Here is a 20,682-nt window from a genome sequence, read left to right on the forward strand (position 1 = left end):
TGTTATGCAAAATTATGAAAAAGAGTATAATATTAGCAATAGTTAAATGAATATATGGCATTTACAAAATTTCTTGACCCAAAGTGTGATCTAACCTTCAAACGTATATTTGGTAGTGAAAAAAATAAAAATATTCTTATTCATTTTTTAAACGATATTTTAGAATTTAAGGGGCAAAAAGAGATAGAAGAAGTAGAATTTTTAAGCACTATAATGGATCCTGAAATAGCTTCTGATAAGCAAAGTATAGTTGATATTCTGTGCAAAGACTCTATAGGAAATAGATTTGTGATAGAAATGCAAGTTGCTAAAGATAAAGGGTTTGAAAAACGTGCTCAACTATATGCTGCTAAGGCCTATTCAAGACAATTAGATAAATCAGGTAAATATATTGATTTAAAAAAAGTATACTTCATTGCTATTTCCAATAATGATTTATTTCCTGAAGAGGTAAGTTATAAATCATCACATACGATACGTGATATTGAAACTAATGGTCATTACTTAAAAGACTTACAATTTATTTTTATTGAATTAACTAAGTTTCAAAAAGCAAAGTAGAAGAATTAGAAAATATAGTAGAACGTTGGTGCTATTTTTTTAAATACGCAGAAGAAACTACAGATGAGGATCTAAAAAAAATAGCAGAACAGGAACCAATAATAAAACTAGCGTACAATGAGCTGGATAAGTCGATTTGGACAGAAAAGGATCTAGTAGCATATGAAGAAAGAATTTTAGATATTCAAAAGGAAGCTGGTATTTGGGCTCAACGTCTCGATGATGCTAAAGCATTAGGTAGAGAAGAAGGAGGAAAAGAAAAAGCTGAGTTAATAGCTAGAAATTTGCTTAAGCTTGGAGTTTCTACTGAAATTATTGCAAAGACTACTGGATTTTCAAGCAAAGAGATTGAAAAATTAAAATAAATTCACTAAACCCTCAAATAAAATCCCCACAATAAAAAGATGTCAAACGATAAAACAGAAAGAGGATACTCTCTACCTCACCCAAATAATATTGCTGTGAATGAACACAATCAATTAAAGAATAATTTTGAACGCTTTAGTTTTGAAACTTTTTTAAATTTGTAGTATGGCGAATGAATGTTACTAACGAAGTAGTTGATATTTTACAGAGAAGAATTAAAGCGTTAGCAGAGAATAGTGCACTTGGTCAACTAGCATATCTTGCTAAATCATTCGAAAATTTACGGGTTATTGTGACCTAATATTTTGTTATGCAAAATTATGAAAAAAGAGTATAATATTAGCAATAGTTAAATGAATATATGGCATTTACAAAATTTCTTGACCCAAAGTGTGATCTAACCTTCAAACGTATATTTGGTAGTGAAAAAAATAAAAATATTCTTATTCATTTTTTAAACGATATTTTAGAATTTAAGGGGCAAAAAGAGATAGAAGAAGTAGAATTTTTAAGCACTATAATGGATCCTGAAATAGCTTCTGATAAGCAAAGTATAGTTGATATTCTATGCAAAGACTCTATAGGAAATAGATTTGTGATAGAAATGCAAGTTGCTAAAGATAAAGGGTTTGAAAAACGTGCTCAACTATATGCTGCTAAGGCCTATTCAAGACAATTAGATAAATCAGGTAAATATATTGATTTAAAAAAAGTATACTTCATTGCTATTTCCAATAATGATTTATTTCCTGAAGAGGTAAGTTATAAATCATCACATACGATACGTGATATTGAAACTAATGGTCATTACTTAAAAGACTTACAATTTATTTTTATTGAATTAACTAAGTTTCAAAAAAGCAAAGTAGAAGAATTAGAAAATATAGTAGAACGTTGGTGCTATTTTTTTAAATACGCAGAAGAAACTACAGATGAGGATCTAAAAAAAATAGCAGAACAGGAACCAATAATAAAACTAGCGTACAATGAGCTGGATAAGTCGATTTGGACAGAAAAGGATCTAGTAGCATATGAAGAAAGAATTTTAGATATTCAAAAGGAAGCTGGTATTTGGGCTCAACGTCTCGATGATGCTAAAGCATTAGGTAGAGAACAAGGTAGAGAAGAAGGTAAAGAAGAAGGAGGAAAAGAAAAAGCTGAGTTAATAGCTAGAAATTTGCTTAAGCTTGGAGTTTCTACTGAAATTATTGCAAAGACTACTGGATTTTCAAGCAAAGAGATTGAAAAATTAAAATAAATTCACTAAACCCTCAAATAAAATCCCCACAATAAAAAGATGTCAAGCGATAAAACAGAAAGAGGATACTCTCTACCTCACCCAAATAATATTGCTGTGGAAGATGTAGTTCGTATTCGAGAAACTATTGAAAAAGTAAGCGAAGATATAAGTGAAAGAGAAAATGAACACAATCAATTAAAGAATAATTTTGAACGCTTTAGTTTTGAAACTTTTTTAAATTTGTGGTATAGGGAATGAATGTTACTAACGAAGTAGTTGATATTTTACAGAGAAGAATTAAAGAGTTAGCAGAGAGTAGTGCACCTGATCAACTAGCATATCTTGCTAAATCATTCGAATTAATAGTAGATAAAAAAGTAATTTCCAAGATTACTCAAATGACAGCAATAAAAGAAATAATCGATATATTGCAGAAAAGACTTAAAGATTTAGCAGTAACTAGTACTCCTGATCAATTGGCATATCTTGCTAAGACACTTGAATCAATAGTTGATAAGAGTGTAGTTTCTGAGATTACTCAGATAAGTGATGGAAAACTAAAGGAACTGCTTAATAAAACAAATTCACATTTAAATGACCTAAACAATAATAAAGCAAATGCAATAGCTGTGATTACCGAATCGGAAAAAGGATCATTGAAGAAAATGAATGATCAAGAATTAAAAAGCCTATCACTTTTTGATACAAGAAAAGATGCCAATATTGCAGCAATAGATGATTCTGGAAAGGAACACCTTCAAGCGTTAAGAGAGTTGGTGAACACTTTTGAAGCGATTAGCGACCCAGAAATACTATTAAAAATTCTAAATCAAACCGATTTAGAAACTTGGTTAAGTAATACCGGTAATCAGAAGAAATTTAGTAAAATGTTGAGTAATGCTAGTGCAGTATTCAATATAACTGATAACTCTTCAGCATTAGAAAAATTAGTTAATAGTCCATTAGGATTACAAGAATTACTAAAAAGCAGTGTTGCATTAAATATAATAGCTAACACAGTAGCGATTAACACATTAGTAAAGTTAACAGAAGTAACTCCGTCTACGATAAAGATAATAGTAGCTTCTCCATTAGCTATGAATATAATAATATTCTCTTTTATAGCTATGAGTAGAGTAGCAGCTTCTTCTATAGCTATGAATATAATAGTAGATTCTTCTATAGCTATGAATGCAATAGTATCATCATCTACAGCGATAAGTGCAATAGCAAGTAGTGGTGAAGCATTGAGAATAATTATTAAGTCAGAATCAGCATGCAAAATAATAGAGTCTAATATTCAGAGTTATAGATCAACAGTAATAAATACTCTAAATACTTCTTCATCTTTATTCAGAAAGCAATCTGGAGTAACAGTAGGAAATGGAGCAACGACACAAACAAATGGTACTGGTAGTTCTACAATTTATATTCCAACTTTTTGTTATGATGATAATGATACGGATTTTAATATAAATTCTGTACTGAGTGGAAATAGTTTTTCCTACATTGCCAGGCACAATGGTGAAACACCGATAGGTTCTGGTATTACCTTAAGAGGTGTTCAGGTAAGTGGAGTGGGAGGTTCAGTAGGTAACGTGATTTTTGATATATATACAGCTATATAAGGGGAAAATATGATAATTTACGTGAGATTTTAAAATAGCTACAAGTAAGTTGAAAAAACAGTTTTTAAGAATAGGCAAGAGAGAGAAATAAGCTACAGAATTGAATATTGTTTAATAGTCGGTAAGCAGTAAATATTTGCCAAAAATATTTGCCAATTTATAACCATGAGAAGCAAAAGAAATTCTCTAATCAATTTATCATCATATGACAGAAAAGTTTTTACATGGAGTAAATATTATAGAAACAAGCTGTGGTCCAAGAGCAGTTAGGAGGAGCAAATCATCAGTAATTGGTGTGATAGGTACAGCACCGGATGCGAATGAGGAGAAATTTCCACTAAACAAACCAGTATTAATTAGTGGAAGCTTAAAGGAAGCAGGAAAGCTGGGTAAAAAAGGAAGTCTTTTGCAAGCAGTGAATTCAATATTTTCTCAGATAGGTGCAACAGTAGTGGTTATTAGAGTTGAGGAAAGTGAAAATGTTGATTGGAAATTAAAAGAGAATGAGACAATAAAAAATATAATTGGTGGAATTGATGAGGAAACAGGGGAGTATAAGGGTATTCAAGCGTTTCTGAGTAGTGAGAGTATAATGCACACAGCACCAAGAATACTTATTGCACCCAATTTTACTCATAAACTGACAGAAGATGGTAAAAATCCAGTAGTAGAAGCGTTAATTTCAACAGCAGAAAAGTTAAGAGCGATAATAGTAGCAGATGGACCAAATACTAATGATGAAGAAGCGATAAAATGGAGAAAGAGTATTGGCAGCTCAAGAGTTTACGTTGTTGATCCATGGGTTAAAGTGTTTTTTGGTAAAGGAGAAGAGATTGTACCACCAAGTCCATTTGTTGTAGGTTTAATTGCTAAAATAGATAATGAGCATGGATTCTGGTGTTCACCTTCAAATCAAGAAATTAGTGGAATTATTGGGACTTCAAGACCTATTGACTTTACATTAGGTGATGGAAATTGCAGGGCTAACTATTTGAATGAAAATGAAGTGGCAACGATTATTCATCAAAAAGGATATAGACTATGGGGAAACAGAACCTGCTCAAGTGATTCGAAATGGGCTTTTTTATCAGTAAGACGTACTGCAGATTTAATCAACGATAGTCTTCTTAGAGCCCATTTATGGGCAGTTGATCGAAATATCACTAAAACTTATATAGATGATGTTATAGAGGGAGTAAATTCTTATCTTGCAAATTTAAAGGCACAAGGAGCAATTTTAAGTGGAAAATGCTATTCATCATTAGAACTAAATACTCCAGCAAGTATTGCAGATGGCAAAGTATATTTTGATTTTGAGTTTACACCACCATATCCTGCTGAGCAGATCACGTTCAGATCAAGATTAGTTAACAATGAAATATAGTTAGTTGGTTGTACAAGAGGAAAAAATGTTACCAAAAATATTAAAGAATTTTAATGTATTTGTAGATGGTCGAGGTTACGCAGGAAAAATAGATGAAATCACTTTACCTAAACTTACCATCAAAACAGAAGAATATCGTGCAGGAGGAATGGATATACCAATAAGTATTGATATGGGTATGGAAAAACTTGAAGCAGAATTTACGTTTGCTGAGTATGATTCAGAGCTGTTCAGACTCTTTGGGCTTATTGATGGAAACTCAGTAGCTTTGACACTAAGGGGAGGTATGCAAGGGAGTGGGAGCAATAATATTGAAGCAGTGGTTATAAATCTCAGAGGAATATTTAGAGAATTTGACTTTGGTAGTTGGAAACCAGGAGAAAAAGCAACACTAAAATGCACTTTATCCGCTCACTATTATAAGCTTACCATATCTGGTCGAGAGCTTATTGAGATTGATAGTGAAAATATGATTCGTAAGATTAACGGTGTCGATCAAATGGCTTTATTACAAACAGTTTTAGGAATTTAAATTTTTTAGGAAAGTAAATATGAAAACAATAACACTTAATAATCCAATAACAGTTGATGGAATTTCTATTTCAGAACTTACTGTTAGACGTCCAAAAGTTAGAGATTATCTAGCAATAGAACGTATCGATGGTAGTGAACTCAGTAGAGAAGTTACGCTAACAGCAAATCTCACTTCTGTTGCCAAGGAAACAATAGAAGAATTGGATATTGCAGATTATGTAAAAATGCAACAAGTATTGAGGGATTTTTTTTCACCAATTCTCCAAAGGAGTTAAGATTGGAGGTAATTATGCTCAGCTCTATCATTGGTGGTGGAGTTGAGCAAATACTTGAAATGGAAATAAATGATTTTATCTTATGGTGTAAGGCAGCGAGGGAAATAAAATGTCAACGTTATCTATAAAAATAGGTGCAGTACTGGATGGTAGTTTTAATGCTGTAATGAGTGGAAGTAGCAGTCAGATTTCTCGTCTTGGTGAGAACATAAGACAACTTGATACGTCACTAAAGTCAGTGTTTAAATTTAAGCAATTAGGTCAGGATACTTTAGTTGCCAAACGTTCTTGGAAAGGCTTTGAAGAACAGGTAAAATCCTTAGCTAAACAGATAAAGGGAATAGAAAAGCCAAGTAAAACTTTAAAAGCTGAGTTTGATAAAGCTAAAGTTTCTGCAACAAAAGCAAAAGGTGCATATTTAAAAAAGAGGAATGCTCTAAATGCACTAAACGAAGAAGTAAGAAAAAGTGGAAGAAATATTAAGTCATTAGTAAGAGACCAGTATAAACTTGTCTCGTCGATTGAAGTACTAAAAGGTAGGTACAGTAAGCTTAGTTCTGCAATACGTAATCACCAAAGTGTTTTAGCAAATAAAGCACACTTTAAGTCACAAATCATAGAAACGATAGGGCTAGGACTAACGCTTGCAGCTCCGATCAAAGTTGCGATTGATTTTGAAACAGCTATGGCTGATGTTAAGAAGGTAGTGGATTTTACTCCTGATACAGATGAGGCTAATAAGTTTGCGCAGAAGTTAAAGGAGATGTCACGTAGCATACCACTATCAGCTGAAGAGCTAGCAAAAACAGCTGCAAGTGGTGGTCAACTTGGTATTGGAAAAGAGGATCTTTTTAAATTCACAGAAGTAGTAGCAAAAATGTCAACAGCATTTGATATGTCAGCAGAACAGGCAGGTGACTCTATAGCTAAACTCTCTAATGTTTATGGGGTTGAAGTTGATGAAATGGAGAATGTTGGTAATGTAATCAACCACTTATCAGACAACACTGCTGCTAAAGCAAAGGATATGATACAAGCATTAGCGATAGTTGGTGGTACTGCAAAACAGTTTGGTTTAGATATTAAGCAAACAAGTAGCTTAGTTAATGCTTTTATTAGTCTAGGTAAACAACCAGCCAAAGCAGCAACTGCAATAAATGCTTTGCTTGCAAAACTTCAGACTGCAGAAGGGCAAGGAAAGGAGTTTAAATCAGCACTAGAAGAAATAGGAATAACTGCAGAGGAAATGGCACAAAGAATAAACAAAAATGGTCAAGAAGCGTTGCTTTACTTTTTTGAAACTCTAGAAAAAGTAGATAAGCAAGAACGTTCTCAAATTCTTATGAAAGTCTTTGGTCAGGAGTATCAAGATGATATTGCACTATTAGTGGGAAGTTTAAAAAAGTATAAAGAAGCAATAGTTTTGTTAGCTGATGAAGAAAAGTATAACGAATCCATGGAGAAAGAATTTAACAATCGTGCAGAAACTACAGCAAATAATTTACGATTACTTAGAAACACAATAGCAGAATTAGGAATGAATTTGGGTTCAGTAATGCTTCCTGCTTTAAATAGAATAAGTAGCTTTTTAAGGTCTATAACAACAAGCATAGCTTGGCTTGCAGAAAAGTGTCCAATTGTTACTACAGGAATCACGAGCATAATTTCACTTTTGATTCTTGGTAAGATAGCGATGGTGAGTTTTGGTTATGCAATGGCTCTGCTTAAAGGTGGAGCTGCAACTTTATCAGTGATTTTGCATGGATCACTTGGGTCAGCACTAAGGGTATTATCATATGTGATTCCAGGAGTAGTTACAGGGTTTAGAGCTTTAACATTAGCAATGATGAGTAATCCTGTAGGATTCTTAGTTGCAGGAATGGTTACTGGTGCGGCATTTATTATGACTAACTGGCAAAGAGTAAAGAACTTTTTCTCTAATTTTGGGAGTATATAAAATCAAATTTAAAACCTATAGAAGAGGCTTTTTCATGGATGGGAAATACTTTTAGTAGTATATTCGGAAAAATTTCTGAAAATAGTCCAGTAAAAGAACTTGAAAAGAGGAAAAGAGTTGTTTCAGTAGTTAATGAAAAAGTTGGTAGTACACTTGCCAAAAATAGCGTTTTCAGTGATGGAAATCCTCTATTAAGTAGTAGTATATGGAAAGAAATTTCTCAAAATAGCTGGAAAGGTTTCAAAATTAAACATGAAATTGAAGAGAGAAAATCAACATTAAAGAAAGAAGATCTAAAAGAGAATATAAAAAGTGAGTTTGAAAATAAAATTTTCAATCAAAGTCAACATAATTACTTTAATATCAGTATACAAGCAGGAGAAAATCAGAATGTTCGTAGCCTTGCCGATGAAGTAATAAAAAGAATCAGGGAAAAATCGCGTGATGTGCTGTTTGACACAGCGGAAACATTTTACTAATGCTGTCTTTTGGTCCATATAAGTTTGCTCCGAGAAGTTTAAGGTGTAGCAAAGAGAAGCGCTGGAGTGTAGTTGAGTGTATTGGAAAAATGCCATCACTACAAAATATAGGTCAAGGTGGAGAAAGTATAGAAGTAGAAGGAATTATTTATCTTAATAATCTAAATGGATTAAATCAATTAAATAGTATGAAAGAAGCAGAAAAAGATCAGACACCACACATTTTAGTTGATAGTTTAGGAGATGTTTTAGGAAGGTTTGTAATTATGAAGCTAGAGAAAAAGCAGACATCATTTTTTCCTAGCGGATTACCGAAAAAAGTTGAATTTAGTTTAAGTTTAAAGCGATACACATGACAACATAACACATGACAACATATTATTTAACTCGAGAAAATGAAATGTTAGATCTAATTTGCTGGAAACATTATGGATTTACTGAAGGAGTAGTAGAACTAGTACTTGGAGAAAACTCAGGTTTAGCAGAATATGGCAGCTTTTTACCAGCAGGATTAAAGGTAAAACTTCCTATGATGCAAAAGCCAGTAAAAAAGTTAAAATTAAAGGTATGGGAATAAATGCAGCCAGATTTTATTATAAATGGGTATGAGTCAATTAGAGATAGAGTTGTATCATTAAGACTTACTGACGAATCAGGAACTATAAATGATATAGTGGAAGTATGTGTTGATTACAGAGATGAAAGCATAGATATTCCGAATGAATTAAATATTGCTTTGGGTTATAGAGAAACTGGAGTAGTACCAATGGGTGTATATACGGTTAATGAAATTACGGTGCAAAGTCCACCAAAAACTCTAATAATTAAAGCCCATGCAACAAGATTATCATTAAAAGAGAAAGTATTCAAAGAATGGCAGGAAATAACTTTGGGTAACTTAGTGAAGGAAATAGCACAAAAGCATGGCTATGGATATAAAGTTGCTGAAGAATTTGAAAATATAGTAATACCACATATTAACCAAACAGAAGAAAGTGATATAAGTTTACTTACAAGAATAGCAATAGAGCGTGAGGCAATAGCAAAACTTGCAGGAGGATACATAATATTTATTCCAAAAGGTAAGGCGAAATCAGCAACGGGAAAGGTTTTAGGGATAACAACAATTAGACTAGAAGATACAATAAATTGGAAGATGCATTTTACTGTAAGTAGGTATAACTCAGTGATTGCAAAATGGCATAGTTATGAAAGAGGAGAAACTATATCAAAAACAGTTGGTTCTGGTAGTCCAAGTTATATCATACAAACAATCTACTCAAATGCAGAGTCAGCACTAAGTGCAGCAAATGCTAAGCTAAAACAACTAAAAAGAAATAATGCAGAGTTAGAAATTACTATGCCTGGTAATCCAGAAGTATTTGCAGAGGCTAAATTAAATCTCATAGGGTTTCATCAAGATATAGATGGTGAATGGGTAATTGATAGAGCAGAACATGTATTGAATAGCTCAGGTTATCATACTATGTTATCGGCATCCATAAGTAAATGAAAATATAAAAGAACGCCTGGAATTATGTCTGTTAAATTATACACCTGTTCTACGATGCTGAAAGCAATGTAAGTCTAAGTCTAAGTCTAAGTCTAAGTAGCAACTACCATAACTGCCTATAAAATATTTCTTTGTTGTTAATAGCTATAACAAATTTATCTTATCATCTCATCAAAAAAAACATGCAAAAGCAAAAAATTCCAATAGCAGTAATTATAACTATGGTAATACAGACTGTCGCAGCAATCTGGTGGCTTGCCAAGCTCGATTTAAGAGTTCACATTCATGATAAATTCATCGAGCAGAATAACGAATTAACTATAACAGTGTATCGTCTTGAAGAAAGAGTCAAAAATCTTTCAGAAGAACTTGATGAATTCAAAGTACAAGTATCTAACAAAAGGTGGAAATAAGATATGACAAAATATATCTTATCTGTCGATGGAGGAGGAATAAGAGGAATAATACCAGCAATAATATTAGCAGAAATAGAAAAAAGGACAAAAAAACCTATTTCTCAAATCTTTGATCTCATGGCAGGTACATCAACCGGCGGTATCGTTGTAGCAGGCTTATGCATAAAAGATGATAAGGAAAGTCTTCAATATTCAGCAAAAGATTTAGTAAATCTGTATGAAGAACATGGAGCATATATTTTTAAGTCATCATTTTGGCGACGATCAATCGCTTCCTGGTTAAATGGTTCTCAATATTCATGCAAAAACATAGAAAAGATACTTGATCAATACTTTGGAAAAACTACAATTGCTGATACTGTAAGTCATTTACTATTGACTAGCTATGATATACATAATAACTGCCCATTCTTTTTTAAAAGCTGGAGAGAAGATAAAAATTTTATAAAGCTAAAGGATGCATTGAGAGCAACAAGTGCAGCACCAACATACTTTTCCCCTAAATACTTGAAGGTTAATCAAATAGAAAGAGTTCTAATAGATGGAGGAGTGTTTGCCAATAACCCAGCTGCTTGTGCATATGCTAGTAGTAAGAGATTATTTCCAAATGATGATATTACACTATTATCAATAGGAACTGGTAGATCAATGAAAAACATAAAATATATTAATTCAAAAAGGTTTGGTAAAATAGGTTGGATAAAACCATTAATCAATGTAATGTTTGCTTCAAGTTTAGACGCAGTAAATTATCAGTTGAATCAAGTAATGAGTGACAAATATATCAGAATACAATCAAAACTAAAGATAGCAGCACTTGATATGGATAATATTAAGCCTCAAAACATTAAGTACCTTCAACAAGAAGCACAGATAATGATTGAGTGTAATCAACAGTTAATAGACAGTTTTTGTCAGAGAGATTTTCAAAAGGAAAAAAGAGTTGTTAAATAAGGATTTACCTCCTTTCAAACCACTTTTCAATATCATTGAGTTTGAGCTCTATATAAGTAGGTCTTCCATGGTTGCACTGACCAGAATATGGCGTATTCTCCATTTGTCTCAATAGCTCATTCATTTCCTCGAGTTTCATTCCTCTTCCCGCTCTGATTGATCCATGGCAGGCTACTGTAGCCAGAACCTTATTTATTCTATCTTCTATAGATAGAACATCTTCTACTTCCAATAACCTATCTATTATATCTAGTAACATTTCTTTTACATTTATATCATCTAATATTGCTGGTACTGCTTTCACTGTTACCTTATTTTCTGAGTTAATTTCAAGATCAAAACCCATTTCAAATAACGTATCTCTGTATTTTTCTATCATTTCCATTGCAGCTTCATTCTTAACTTCTACTAATTAAGGAGAAAGAGGGTTATAAAAGTAATTAGTTTTATCAAGGTAAAGTTAATTATTTAACTTTAATTAAAACATTGGAATATTTTATACTTATAGTATATAATTACTAATGTCTTGTATAAACTATACTTATGGCTATCTCCAAGTTTCTTGACCCCAAAAATGACGTTGCATTTAGACGCATCTTTGGTAGTGAAAAAAATAAAGACATTCTTATTCATTTTCTAAATGATATTCTGGGGTTTACTGGAGTAAATGAGATACAAGAAGTTGAATTCTTAAGTACTATTCAAGATCCTGATATTGCCTCTAAGAAACAAAGTATTGTTGACGTATTATGTAGAGATTCTACAGGTGTTCAATATATTTGTGAAATGCAAGTTGCAAAGACTAAAGGGTTTGAAAAACGTGCACAATACTATGCTGCTAAAGCTTACTCAAGACAAGCTGATAAAGGTGATCAATATCATAATCTAAAAGAAATTATCTTCATTGCTATAGCTGATTGTATTCTTTTTCCTGACAAAGAGGAATATAAGTCTGACCATATCATTCTTGATCGCAATAGTTATGAACATGATTTAAAAGACTTTTATTTTACATTTATTGAACTGCCTAAGTTTTCTAAAACAAAAGAAGATGAATTAAAAAATATCGTTGAGAAATGGATTTATTACTTTAAGTATGCAGATGAAACCAGTGAAAAAGATCTGAAAAGAATAATAGGAAGTGATGTAATCATTAAAAAAGCCTATGAAGAGTTAAATAGGTTTAATTGGTCAGAAAAAGAGTTTATAGCTTATGAACAGGAAACAAAGCGTATTCTTGATGAACAAGCCATTCTTGAACAAAAACTTGATGATGCTAAAGCAAAGGGTATTCAAATCGGTAGAGAAGAAGGTAGAGAAGAAGGTAGAGAGGAAGGTAGAGAAGAAGGTAGAGAAGAAGGTAGAGAAGAAGGGATTCAAATCGGTGAAGAAAAGGGAAGAAAAGCAAGAGAAATAGAAGTAGCAAAGGCCATGCTGGCTGATAAGATTGAAGTTAATAGTATTGCTAAGTTTACCGGTCTTTCTATAGATGAAATCATTCAACTTCAAGAGAAAGAAACTTTCTAAATGTATCTATGTAGCTGAGAGATGACGAAATTAGAGAGAAGGTTTTTTTTGTGAGATTAAGAGAAAATAATAGTTTCTAACAGCGAAGAAGTCACATTTCTTCAATGAAATTTTACAGAATAATTTGGACGTTTTTTTTGTTAATCTTGTATATATATAATATACACGAAATTAGATCTTAAAAAACATCATAAATAGTTTCTAGTAGTGAAGAAGTCACATTTCTTCAATGAAATTTTACAGAATAATTTGGACGTTTTTTTTGTTAATCTTGTATATATATAATATACACAAAATTAGATCTTAGAAAAACATCAAATTTTCATGTACGATTTTGCTTCTGCAAAACACTCTAAAAAGGAAATCTTTTAAAAATACGATAAAAAACCTCTAAATTTTGTAGAGGGTCTATTACACGCAATAAAAGCGTTTTCACTTAAAACAGCATTTATAATAATATGGAATATACTCAATCTAAGGATACTTCATCTAACAATAGTTCGCAAAAATCCACTACATCTTCTATTAGTGCACAAAAGCTTGAACTACCAAAAGGTGGTGGAGCGATAAAAGGAATCAGCGAAGCATTTCAACCTAACTCGTTTACAGGTACAGGAACTTTTTCCGTTGCTATTCCTTTACCAGCATGTCGTAATTTTTCACCTTCTTTAAGTGTCAATTATAGTTCTGGTGGTGGTAATGGAGTCTTCGGTATAGGATTTAATGTTTCAATAGCAAGTATCATGAGGAAAACTTCTAAAAAAGTTCCTCTTTACAATGATCAAGATGTATTTACTCTAGCAGGAGCAGATGACTTAGTACCTATTCAACAATTAAGCACCAGTGAATATGACATTACTTTTTATCAACCACGTGTTGAGGGTTTATTTGCTAAAATAGAAAGATTAACGAATAAAAGTAATTTTACAACTTATTGGCGAGTTACAAGTAATGATGGAAGTATAGCTATTTATGGTAAAAACAAACAAGCTCAAATTTATGATGCAAATAATGACAAGCATATAGCAGAATGGTTACTTGAAGAATTAAGCGATGTACATGGAAATGGAATATTTTATCATTACCGTTCTAGTGGAAAAGATATAAATAAACAAGGTGGCGGAAAAGTAATAGATCGTATTACTTATGGTTATAATAAAGAGTTAAACTATAATCACTTTGAGGTTTTGTTTGATTACGGTACAAACAATTTTACTCATCCAATTGATAAAAAATACAGTGAGCAAAGGGAAGCTATTCTTCGTCAAGATCCATTTACTTCACATATAACAGGATTTGGGTTAAGAACTGAGTTACTCTGTCGAGCTATAAGAATCTATCACTGTTTTGATACAGAACCTGTCCTAGTAAATGGCACTTACTTTGATTACGATGAAAAACCAACAATTAGCTACTTAAGAGCTGTAAAACAAGTTGGCTATTACGAGAGAGGAGAAAAAAGATTTACAAAAACTACACCGATGTTAGTTTTTTCTCATACCAGTGATGATCCAACTTATAATTCCACAGTTTCAGCAGTTACATTAAGGAATGGAAGTAAACCATCTAAACAGCTTCTACAAATTCTTAGAGAGCAAGATTTTGTATTTTCAGAACAAGGTTCAGAAATTATCCAAGAAAATACAAATTGGAAAATCAAAGACAGTGAAAACAGTCTTATAATTAAAGAAAAAGAAAACTTTTTGGATTTGCACAATGCAAGCAATAAAAATTCTTTTAAAATCTGTAAAAATTGAAAATTTTACTGGATATTTAAATGATCAAAGATTTCAATCAGTTGATTTATATCAAGAAGGGATTGAAGGAATATTATATAATGACGGCAATACAATCCTTTATTTTAGACCAAACGGTAATGGAGAATTTGCAAAAGCGAATTTACTGGAAAGATTTCCATTATTTTTGCGTAAGCCAAGTTATTCGCTATTAAGTTTAGAAGGTAATGGTGAGTTACAACTTTATGTGAATGAAAACGGTTTTCAGGGTTACCATGATTTTGATGGTAAAAGTAAATGGAGTGAATTTAAGCCTCTGGAATCTCAAGTAATCAATTTAAGTAGCGAATTTCAAGAAATGATAGATGTTACTGGAGATGGAAGAACAGATATAGTAGTGTTTGAAGGAGAAAGCGTCAGAGTATATCCATCGCAAGGAAAAAAGGGTTATAAAAAAGCTATATATAGTAAAGCACCAAAGGATTTACCAAACAAACGTGCCAATTCAGAAAGTACATTAATACGTTTTGCTGACATGTTTGGTGACGGTAAAAGTCATTTAGTAAAGATTGAAGATGGTAAAATAGAGTGTTGGCCAAATCTTGGTTATGGTAAATTTGGTGAGAAAGTTACATTTAAAAATGCTCCATACTTTAGGAATGGGTTTAATGCTAAACGTTTATATTTTGCTGATATAGATGGATCTGGTACTACTGATTTAGTTTACGCTAACCACAATAGCTTAGATATATATTATAACAACAGCGGCAACTCTTTCAGTAAACCAGTAACTTTGAAGTTACCTGTTGATTATAACCATATTAGCCGTATTGAGTTTGCTGATATCCTTGGCAACGGCACCAGTTGTTTGCTTATTAGTTATTTAAATCAAAACTTAAAATTACAACATTTGTACTATGACTTCTATAACGGAGTAAAACCACACCTGTTGAAGCAAATAGATAATAACATGGGCAACATTACTCGCCTTCATTATGCAGCATCAACTAAGTTTTATTTACAAGATAGAAAAGAGAATCGCCCATGGGTAACAAGTTTGCCGTTTCCGGTACAGGTAATTGAAAAAATAGAAACCATAGACAATATAGTAGGAAGTAAGCTTATCAATAAATATCGATATCATCATGGTTTTTATGATTACATAGAAAAAGAATTTCGCGGTTTTGGCTTTGTAGAAACCTGGGATACAGAAGACTTTGAAAATGTTGATGAAAAAGAACATTATGTAGCACCAATTTACACTAAAACTTGGTATCACACAGGAGCTTATAAAAAAGCAGTAGATTTAGTTGAAAGTTACCGAAAAGAATTTTATCAAGAAGATAAAAAGGCTTTAAAAGTAGTACCAAATGTACTTGATGAAAATATAACAACTATAGAGGATAAAAGACAAGCCTATAGAGCAATTCAAGGGCAAATGCTCAGACAAGAAGTATATGGTTTAGATAAGAATGAAAATCCCAATCTTTATGAGCATCCATACTCAGTTACTGAATCCAGTGCTGCAGTAAAACTGCTAAGATCTAGCAGTAGTAATAATCATAAAGAATTTAAATACGGAATATTTTTTGTCAATGTACAAGAAACGATCAATTATCATTATGAAAGACATTGTTGTGATCCACGAATACAACATGATGTTGTTTTAGAGGTTGATGAATATGGTAATGTTATAAAATCAGCAAGCATTACTTATCCTCGCCGTAATCAAGTGAATAATTATTTCGAGCAGCAAAAATTACATATTACTTTAGAGAACAATTTTTACATCAATAACACGCAAGAATTTTATTTACTTGGAACTTTATACAAGTCACAAGCTTTTGAGATAGGTGGTTTAAAGATTGAAAATGATGAATATACCAATGTTGGTGATTTAAGAGCTCATGTAGCAAAGTCACTAACAAATACCATCAAGTTTGAAGAGAGTTTAAGGGATACAATTCCACAAGCAAGACTGCTAAGTGAAAATCACAATTACTATTGGAACAAAGAACAAAATGCAATTTTAGCACTTGGTTCAGTAACTCAGCAAGCACTGTTACATCATACTGAAGCTATGGCGTTTTCTGATAGTCAGATAAAAGAAGTATTTGCTGGCAAAATAACATCTGACCAGATGCTCGAGGATCTTGGCTACAAAAAATCAACTTTTTCCTGGTGGGTAGCAAGTCCTACTCAATATTATTATGGAGCTAATAAATATTATTTACCTAAAAAAGTAATAGATGTTTTTGGTAGTGAAACTGCAGTTGTATACGATCAATATGCATTATTACCGATTAAAACTATAGTTAAAGCAACAGCAAAGTCAAATTATGAAACGAGAGCAGAGTATGATTATCAACGTTTAACACCAGTAAAGTTAATAGATAATAACGATAATGTATCAGAAGTAATACTAAATCCACTTGGAGTAGTAATTGCTACTTCAATGTACGGAAGTGAAAAAGGTGAAACAAAAGGTGATAAACCATTATCTGAGTATAAAATCAGAAAAAGTCCAAGTTTTGAAGATATTTTAGGAATAACGAATCAAGCAAATAGTCCAGAATATTATCTACAAAATGCAACTAGCTTCTTTTATTATGATCTGGAAGCATGGAGAAATAATGGTCAACCTGTTCATATTATCAATTTACAAAGAGAAACTTACGTTTCGAATGATATACCCACAAGAATAAGAAGAGTAGTAACGCACATAGATGGTTTTGGCAGAAATCTTGAAACTAAAATGCTAAGTAATGCTGAAACTGAAGAGTGGCTGACATCAGGGAGAGTTGTATATAACAATAAGGGAAAGGAGGTAAAAAAGTATGAACCTTTTTATGGTAACAAACCATATTATGACTTCGAAGAGGCTGTACGTAATCAAGGAGTATCTGAAACTCTTTATTATGACCCTTTACTGAGAAACATTCGTATCGATACAGCAAAAGGTTTTTTCAGCAAAATAGAATTTGATTCATGGAGTACAAAAAACTTTGATCTCAATGATAGAGTAAAAGATTCAAAGTATTACGAAGAATTTAGCATGAAGTGGAGTAAGGCGAATGAACAAGAAAAAATAGCTTTAAAGAATGAAAAAGATGCATTGGACAAAGCAGTAAAACATTATAATACACCGACAATAGAGCATCTGGATAGTTTAGGGAGAAAGTTTCTACAAATAGAGATTTTAAGTAAAGATGGACAAAATAATATAGAACTAAAATCTCACGTAAAACTTGATATTCAAGGAAATGAACGAGAAAGTGTAGATTCAAGGTTTTATGAGGATAATAAGAGTAAGAGAGAAAATGAAAGAATAAAGAATTTTATACATATTTACTCTATGGCAGGACTGCTAAAGAGTATAAGTATTGATGCTGGAGACAATTGGAGTTTAGCGAATGTTGCTGGGAGTGCAGTATATAACTGGGACAGTAAAGGATCATGTACGCATACAGAATACGATAAACTACAAAGGCCGATAAAGGTAAAAGTTACGTATGAAAAACTAAGTTTAAATAATAATATCGTCGAAAGATTCTTTTACTCTGAGAATATTGCAGATAAAGCAAGCAATCGCTATGGAACGCTTATTGCTCATTATGACCAAGCAGGACTGACAAAAGTTGAAGAAAATGATTTTAAAGGTCAAACATTAAAGAGCAGTTATTACTTAAGAAAAAACTATAAACAAGAAGCAAATTGGCAAAATATTGAAAGTATCGTTACAGCTCACTCAGATCTTGAGCGAGAAGTATTTAACTCAAGTATAAAATATAATGCCTTAGGAGAAGTAACGGAAAAAACTGATGTACAAAACAACACTCACATACCAATTTATGATATAGCAGGGAGAGTAAAGGAAATTAAGCTTAAGAAGCAAGGAGAAAAGATAAAAACCTATGTTTCAGATATTAGCTATAATTCTAAAGGTCAGCGTATATCTATTAGCTATGGAAATGGAGTGATTACCAACTATAGCTATGATTCTAAAACTTTTCGGCTTACCAAACTAGAAAGTACCAAAGGGCAAAAGAAATTACAAAGTATAAATTATACTTACGATCCAGTGGGAAACATCACAAGAATGAAAGATGATTCATATCAAGAGATTTTTCCCAATAGCAAAAGTATAGATACTACATCAAATTATCATTACGATTCGCTTTATCGGCTAATACAAGCAACGGGAAAGGAACATCCAGCACTCAGTGGAAAAAGAGGCGTTAGCGATAAGGATGATTACATTATTCCAATACCGCATTTAAATAATCAAAATGCGATCAGTAATTATACAGAATATTATGATTTTGATTATGGCAGTAACATAACAAAAATTAGACATGTAGGAGAAAATAGCTCAACCAAAGAGTTTTATATATCGAATAAGTCGAATCGAAGTTTAGCAATAGTAGATAATAGACCTATTAATGAGAGTGATATAGACAAGAGTTATGATGAAAGAGGTAATTTACTTAAACTCCATAGCTCAAAGAATTTGAATTGGAATTACCGAGATAACACAGCGTATGTAAACATTATAACGCGCCCAAGTGGAAAAAATGATAGTGAATATTATGTATACGATAGTGGTGGACAGCGTATACGTAAAGTTACTGAGACCTATCAAAATAGTGAATCAAATTACACTAGAGTAGAAAAAATCTACTTTGGGGATATTGAAGTTACTAGAACTTACCAAGATAACAATTTAAAAAAGGAAAAATATAGTATTCATATAGCAGATGATAAAAGTAAAGTAGCGCTGAATAAGTACTGGACTAAAGGAACTCCTGATGAAACTCGAGGAGATCAAGACCGTTATCAACTTGGCAATCACTTAGACTCAGTAGCATTAGAATTAAATGATAAAGCTGAAATAATAACCTACGAAGAATATTTACCATTTGGTGGAACAGCGTTAATAGCAGGAAAAACAGCTCGTGAAGTAAGCGAAAAAGAATATAGATATTCAGGAAAAGAGAGAGATGACAGTACAGGTCTTTACTACTACGGAGCACGTTATTACGCACCATGGCTGGCAAGATGGATAAATCCTGATCCTGCGGGGACTATTGATGGTCTCAATCTTTTTCAGTTTGTTGGGGGGAATCCGGTTAATAGTGTTGATGTTGGGGGAAAAGCACGACAAATGATAAACGATGACGTTGCAAGTACTTTTCAGATGCGCAATAATGGTATTTATACAATTGGTAATATACCAGGACTTAATAATCTTGCTAACTTGTCCCAAAATGAAGAGGATTGTGTTAGAAATATGCAACATCATATGATATCACGGTTCCGTGATCCATTTGTAGCGTTAGCAATTGCTCAACGAAACAATGTCAATGTTAATTTTCAACATGCAGGTTTTCAAGATCATACATCAGGGCTTGGGAACAGTATGCATGCAGCTCATACTGTTGCTGGAGATGCTAATGTATTGAGAAACTCTGATCTTGCTAGAAGACTTGCACACACACAAACTATCGAGCGTATTATGAATGAAACTAGAAGCGGTGGTTTTGGATATGTTGTAGATGTTTTCTACAGGTCTAACGAAATATTTAATCAAAATATTAGAAACATAGATTTCTCTTCTGAGGGTTATTTAAATGAACACCTTACTGCTGCTCGTAATATATTTACTGAATATGCAAATCTATTTACAGAAGCACCCCAATCAATAATATCTGATAATATGATTAGAAGTATTGGTGGGGGTGTTTTTGATGCGAATAATCTTAATATAATGCGTACAAGAGTAATAGATGCTCTTAGTGGTGGATATGCTCATTACCGATGCACTGGATTTTTTAATGAAATGAGTCTAGATCAACAGACAGAATTTATAAACTATCGTCTTGACTATCAAGCTCAAGCAATACTTCAGTTAGGACAGCATGATCAACGTGATGTAGAACAAAACTTGGAAATGGAGCAAAGAATTAATCCTCAATTCAATGATGCAATAAGTAGTAGAGGTTTAAGTGATAGAATTGCTTATTTCAATCAACAGAACACATAACTATTTCTACTTTGATTTGGATAAAATGGAAAGAACTAGCTTAACAATTAAAAAATAAAGGACAGATAA

General features: G+C 32.4%; 15 protein-coding genes and 3 pseudogenes. 17 read left to right on the top strand and 1 reads right to left on the bottom strand.

The genetic code is table 11. The annotated features are described in order from the left end of the window. Positions 1-54 precede the first annotated feature (54 nt). The 14 genes and pseudogenes from NL275_RS01770 to NL275_RS01830 all read left to right on the top strand — a co-directional run bounded on the left by NL275_RS01770 (position 55) and on the right by NL275_RS01830 (position 11,307). A pseudogene (locus NL275_RS01770) lies at positions 55-926 on the top strand (Rpn family recombination-promoting nuclease/putative transposase). A gap of 39 nt (positions 927-965) precedes the next feature. Next, the gene (locus NL275_RS02660) at positions 966-1,091 is read left to right on the top strand and encodes a hypothetical protein (RefSeq protein WP_256468531.1); all 126 of its coding nucleotides are present in this window, start codon (positions 966-968) and stop codon (positions 1,089-1,091) included. Positions 1,092-1,288: 197 nt separating this feature from the next. Next, on the top strand, positions 1,289-2,185 hold the full coding sequence (locus tag NL275_RS01775; RefSeq protein ID WP_253299811.1) for an Rpn family recombination-promoting nuclease/putative transposase: 897 nt from the start codon (positions 1,289-1,291) through the stop codon (positions 2,183-2,185). A gap of 39 nt (positions 2,186-2,224) precedes the next feature. Next, the gene (locus NL275_RS01780) at positions 2,225-2,425 is read left to right on the top strand and encodes a hypothetical protein (RefSeq protein WP_253299812.1); all 201 of its coding nucleotides are present in this window, start codon (positions 2,225-2,227) and stop codon (positions 2,423-2,425) included. Further along, complete coding sequence (locus tag NL275_RS01785) at positions 2,422-3,795, top strand: hypothetical protein (protein ID WP_253299813.1); 1,374 nt, start codon at positions 2,422-2,424, stop codon at positions 3,793-3,795. Before NL275_RS01780 ends, NL275_RS01785 begins: the two co-directional genes overlap by 4 nt. A gap of 205 nt (positions 3,796-4,000) precedes the next feature. After that, positions 4,001-5,179 (top strand): phage tail sheath subtilisin-like domain-containing protein, encoded by a 1,179-nt coding sequence (locus NL275_RS01790; protein ID WP_253299814.1) that lies wholly within the window; start codon positions 4,001-4,003, stop codon positions 5,177-5,179. Positions 5,180-5,204: 25 nt separating this feature from the next. Next, positions 5,205-5,711, top strand: a complete 507-nt coding sequence (locus NL275_RS01795) for a phage major tail tube protein (RefSeq protein ID WP_253299815.1) — start codon at positions 5,205-5,207, stop codon at positions 5,709-5,711. Between the two features lie 19 nt (positions 5,712-5,730). After that, positions 5,731-5,988 carry a phage tail assembly protein gene (locus NL275_RS01800; RefSeq protein ID WP_253299816.1) on the top strand — a complete coding sequence of 86 codons (258 nt, stop codon included), beginning with the start codon at positions 5,731-5,733 and terminating at the stop codon, positions 5,986-5,988. 109 nt (positions 5,989-6,097) lie between these two features. Further along, positions 6,098-8,424, top strand: a pseudogene (locus tag NL275_RS01805) (phage tail tape measure protein). Beyond that, a complete protein-coding gene (locus NL275_RS01810) occupies positions 8,424-8,780 on the top strand; it encodes a phage tail protein (RefSeq protein WP_253299817.1) in 357 nt (118 codons plus the stop codon). The pseudogene NL275_RS01805 and the gene NL275_RS01810 overlap by 1 nt, the downstream one beginning before the upstream one ends. Before the next feature lie 11 nt (positions 8,781-8,791). After that, positions 8,792-9,001, top strand: coding sequence for a tail protein X (locus NL275_RS01815; protein WP_253299818.1), 210 nt, complete (start codon positions 8,792-8,794; stop codon positions 8,999-9,001). After that, on the top strand, positions 9,002-9,937 hold the full coding sequence (locus NL275_RS01820) for a contractile injection system protein, VgrG/Pvc8 family (protein ID WP_253299819.1): 936 nt from the start codon (positions 9,002-9,004) through the stop codon (positions 9,935-9,937). Positions 9,938-10,119: 182 nt separating this feature from the next. Next, a complete protein-coding gene (locus NL275_RS01825; protein WP_253299820.1) occupies positions 10,120-10,350 on the top strand; it encodes a hypothetical protein in 231 nt (76 codons plus the stop codon). Between the two features lie 3 nt (positions 10,351-10,353). Next, positions 10,354-11,307, top strand: a complete 954-nt coding sequence (locus NL275_RS01830) for a CBASS cGAMP-activated phospholipase (RefSeq protein ID WP_253299821.1) — start codon at positions 10,354-10,356, stop codon at positions 11,305-11,307. A 4-nt stretch (positions 11,308-11,311) separates the two neighbouring features. Here the strand turns inward: NL275_RS01830 and NL275_RS01835 are convergent. Continuing rightward, a pseudogene (locus NL275_RS01835) lies at positions 11,312-11,716 on the bottom strand (DNA mismatch repair endonuclease MutL); the annotation flags it as partial. A gap of 134 nt (positions 11,717-11,850) precedes the next feature. On the opposite strand from NL275_RS01835, the gene NL275_RS01840 reads away from it, so the two are divergent. The 3 genes from NL275_RS01840 to NL275_RS01850 all read left to right on the top strand — a co-directional run bounded on the left by NL275_RS01840 (position 11,851) and on the right by NL275_RS01850 (position 20,613). Next, a complete protein-coding gene (locus NL275_RS01840; RefSeq protein ID WP_253299822.1) occupies positions 11,851-12,834 on the top strand; it encodes an Rpn family recombination-promoting nuclease/putative transposase in 984 nt (327 codons plus the stop codon). A gap of 458 nt (positions 12,835-13,292) precedes the next feature. Then, positions 13,293-14,591 carry a SpvB/TcaC N-terminal domain-containing protein gene (locus tag NL275_RS01845; RefSeq protein WP_253299823.1) on the top strand — a complete coding sequence of 433 codons (1,299 nt, stop codon included), beginning with the start codon at positions 13,293-13,295 and terminating at the stop codon, positions 14,589-14,591. Then, positions 14,551-20,613, top strand: a complete 6,063-nt coding sequence (locus NL275_RS01850) for a toxin TcdB middle/N-terminal domain-containing protein (protein ID WP_253299824.1) — start codon at positions 14,551-14,553, stop codon at positions 20,611-20,613. Before NL275_RS01845 ends, NL275_RS01850 begins: the two co-directional genes overlap by 41 nt. The last annotated feature ends 69 nt before the right edge of the window (positions 20,614-20,682 follow it).

The organism is Wolbachia endosymbiont of Chironomus riparius, assembly GCF_918315375.1.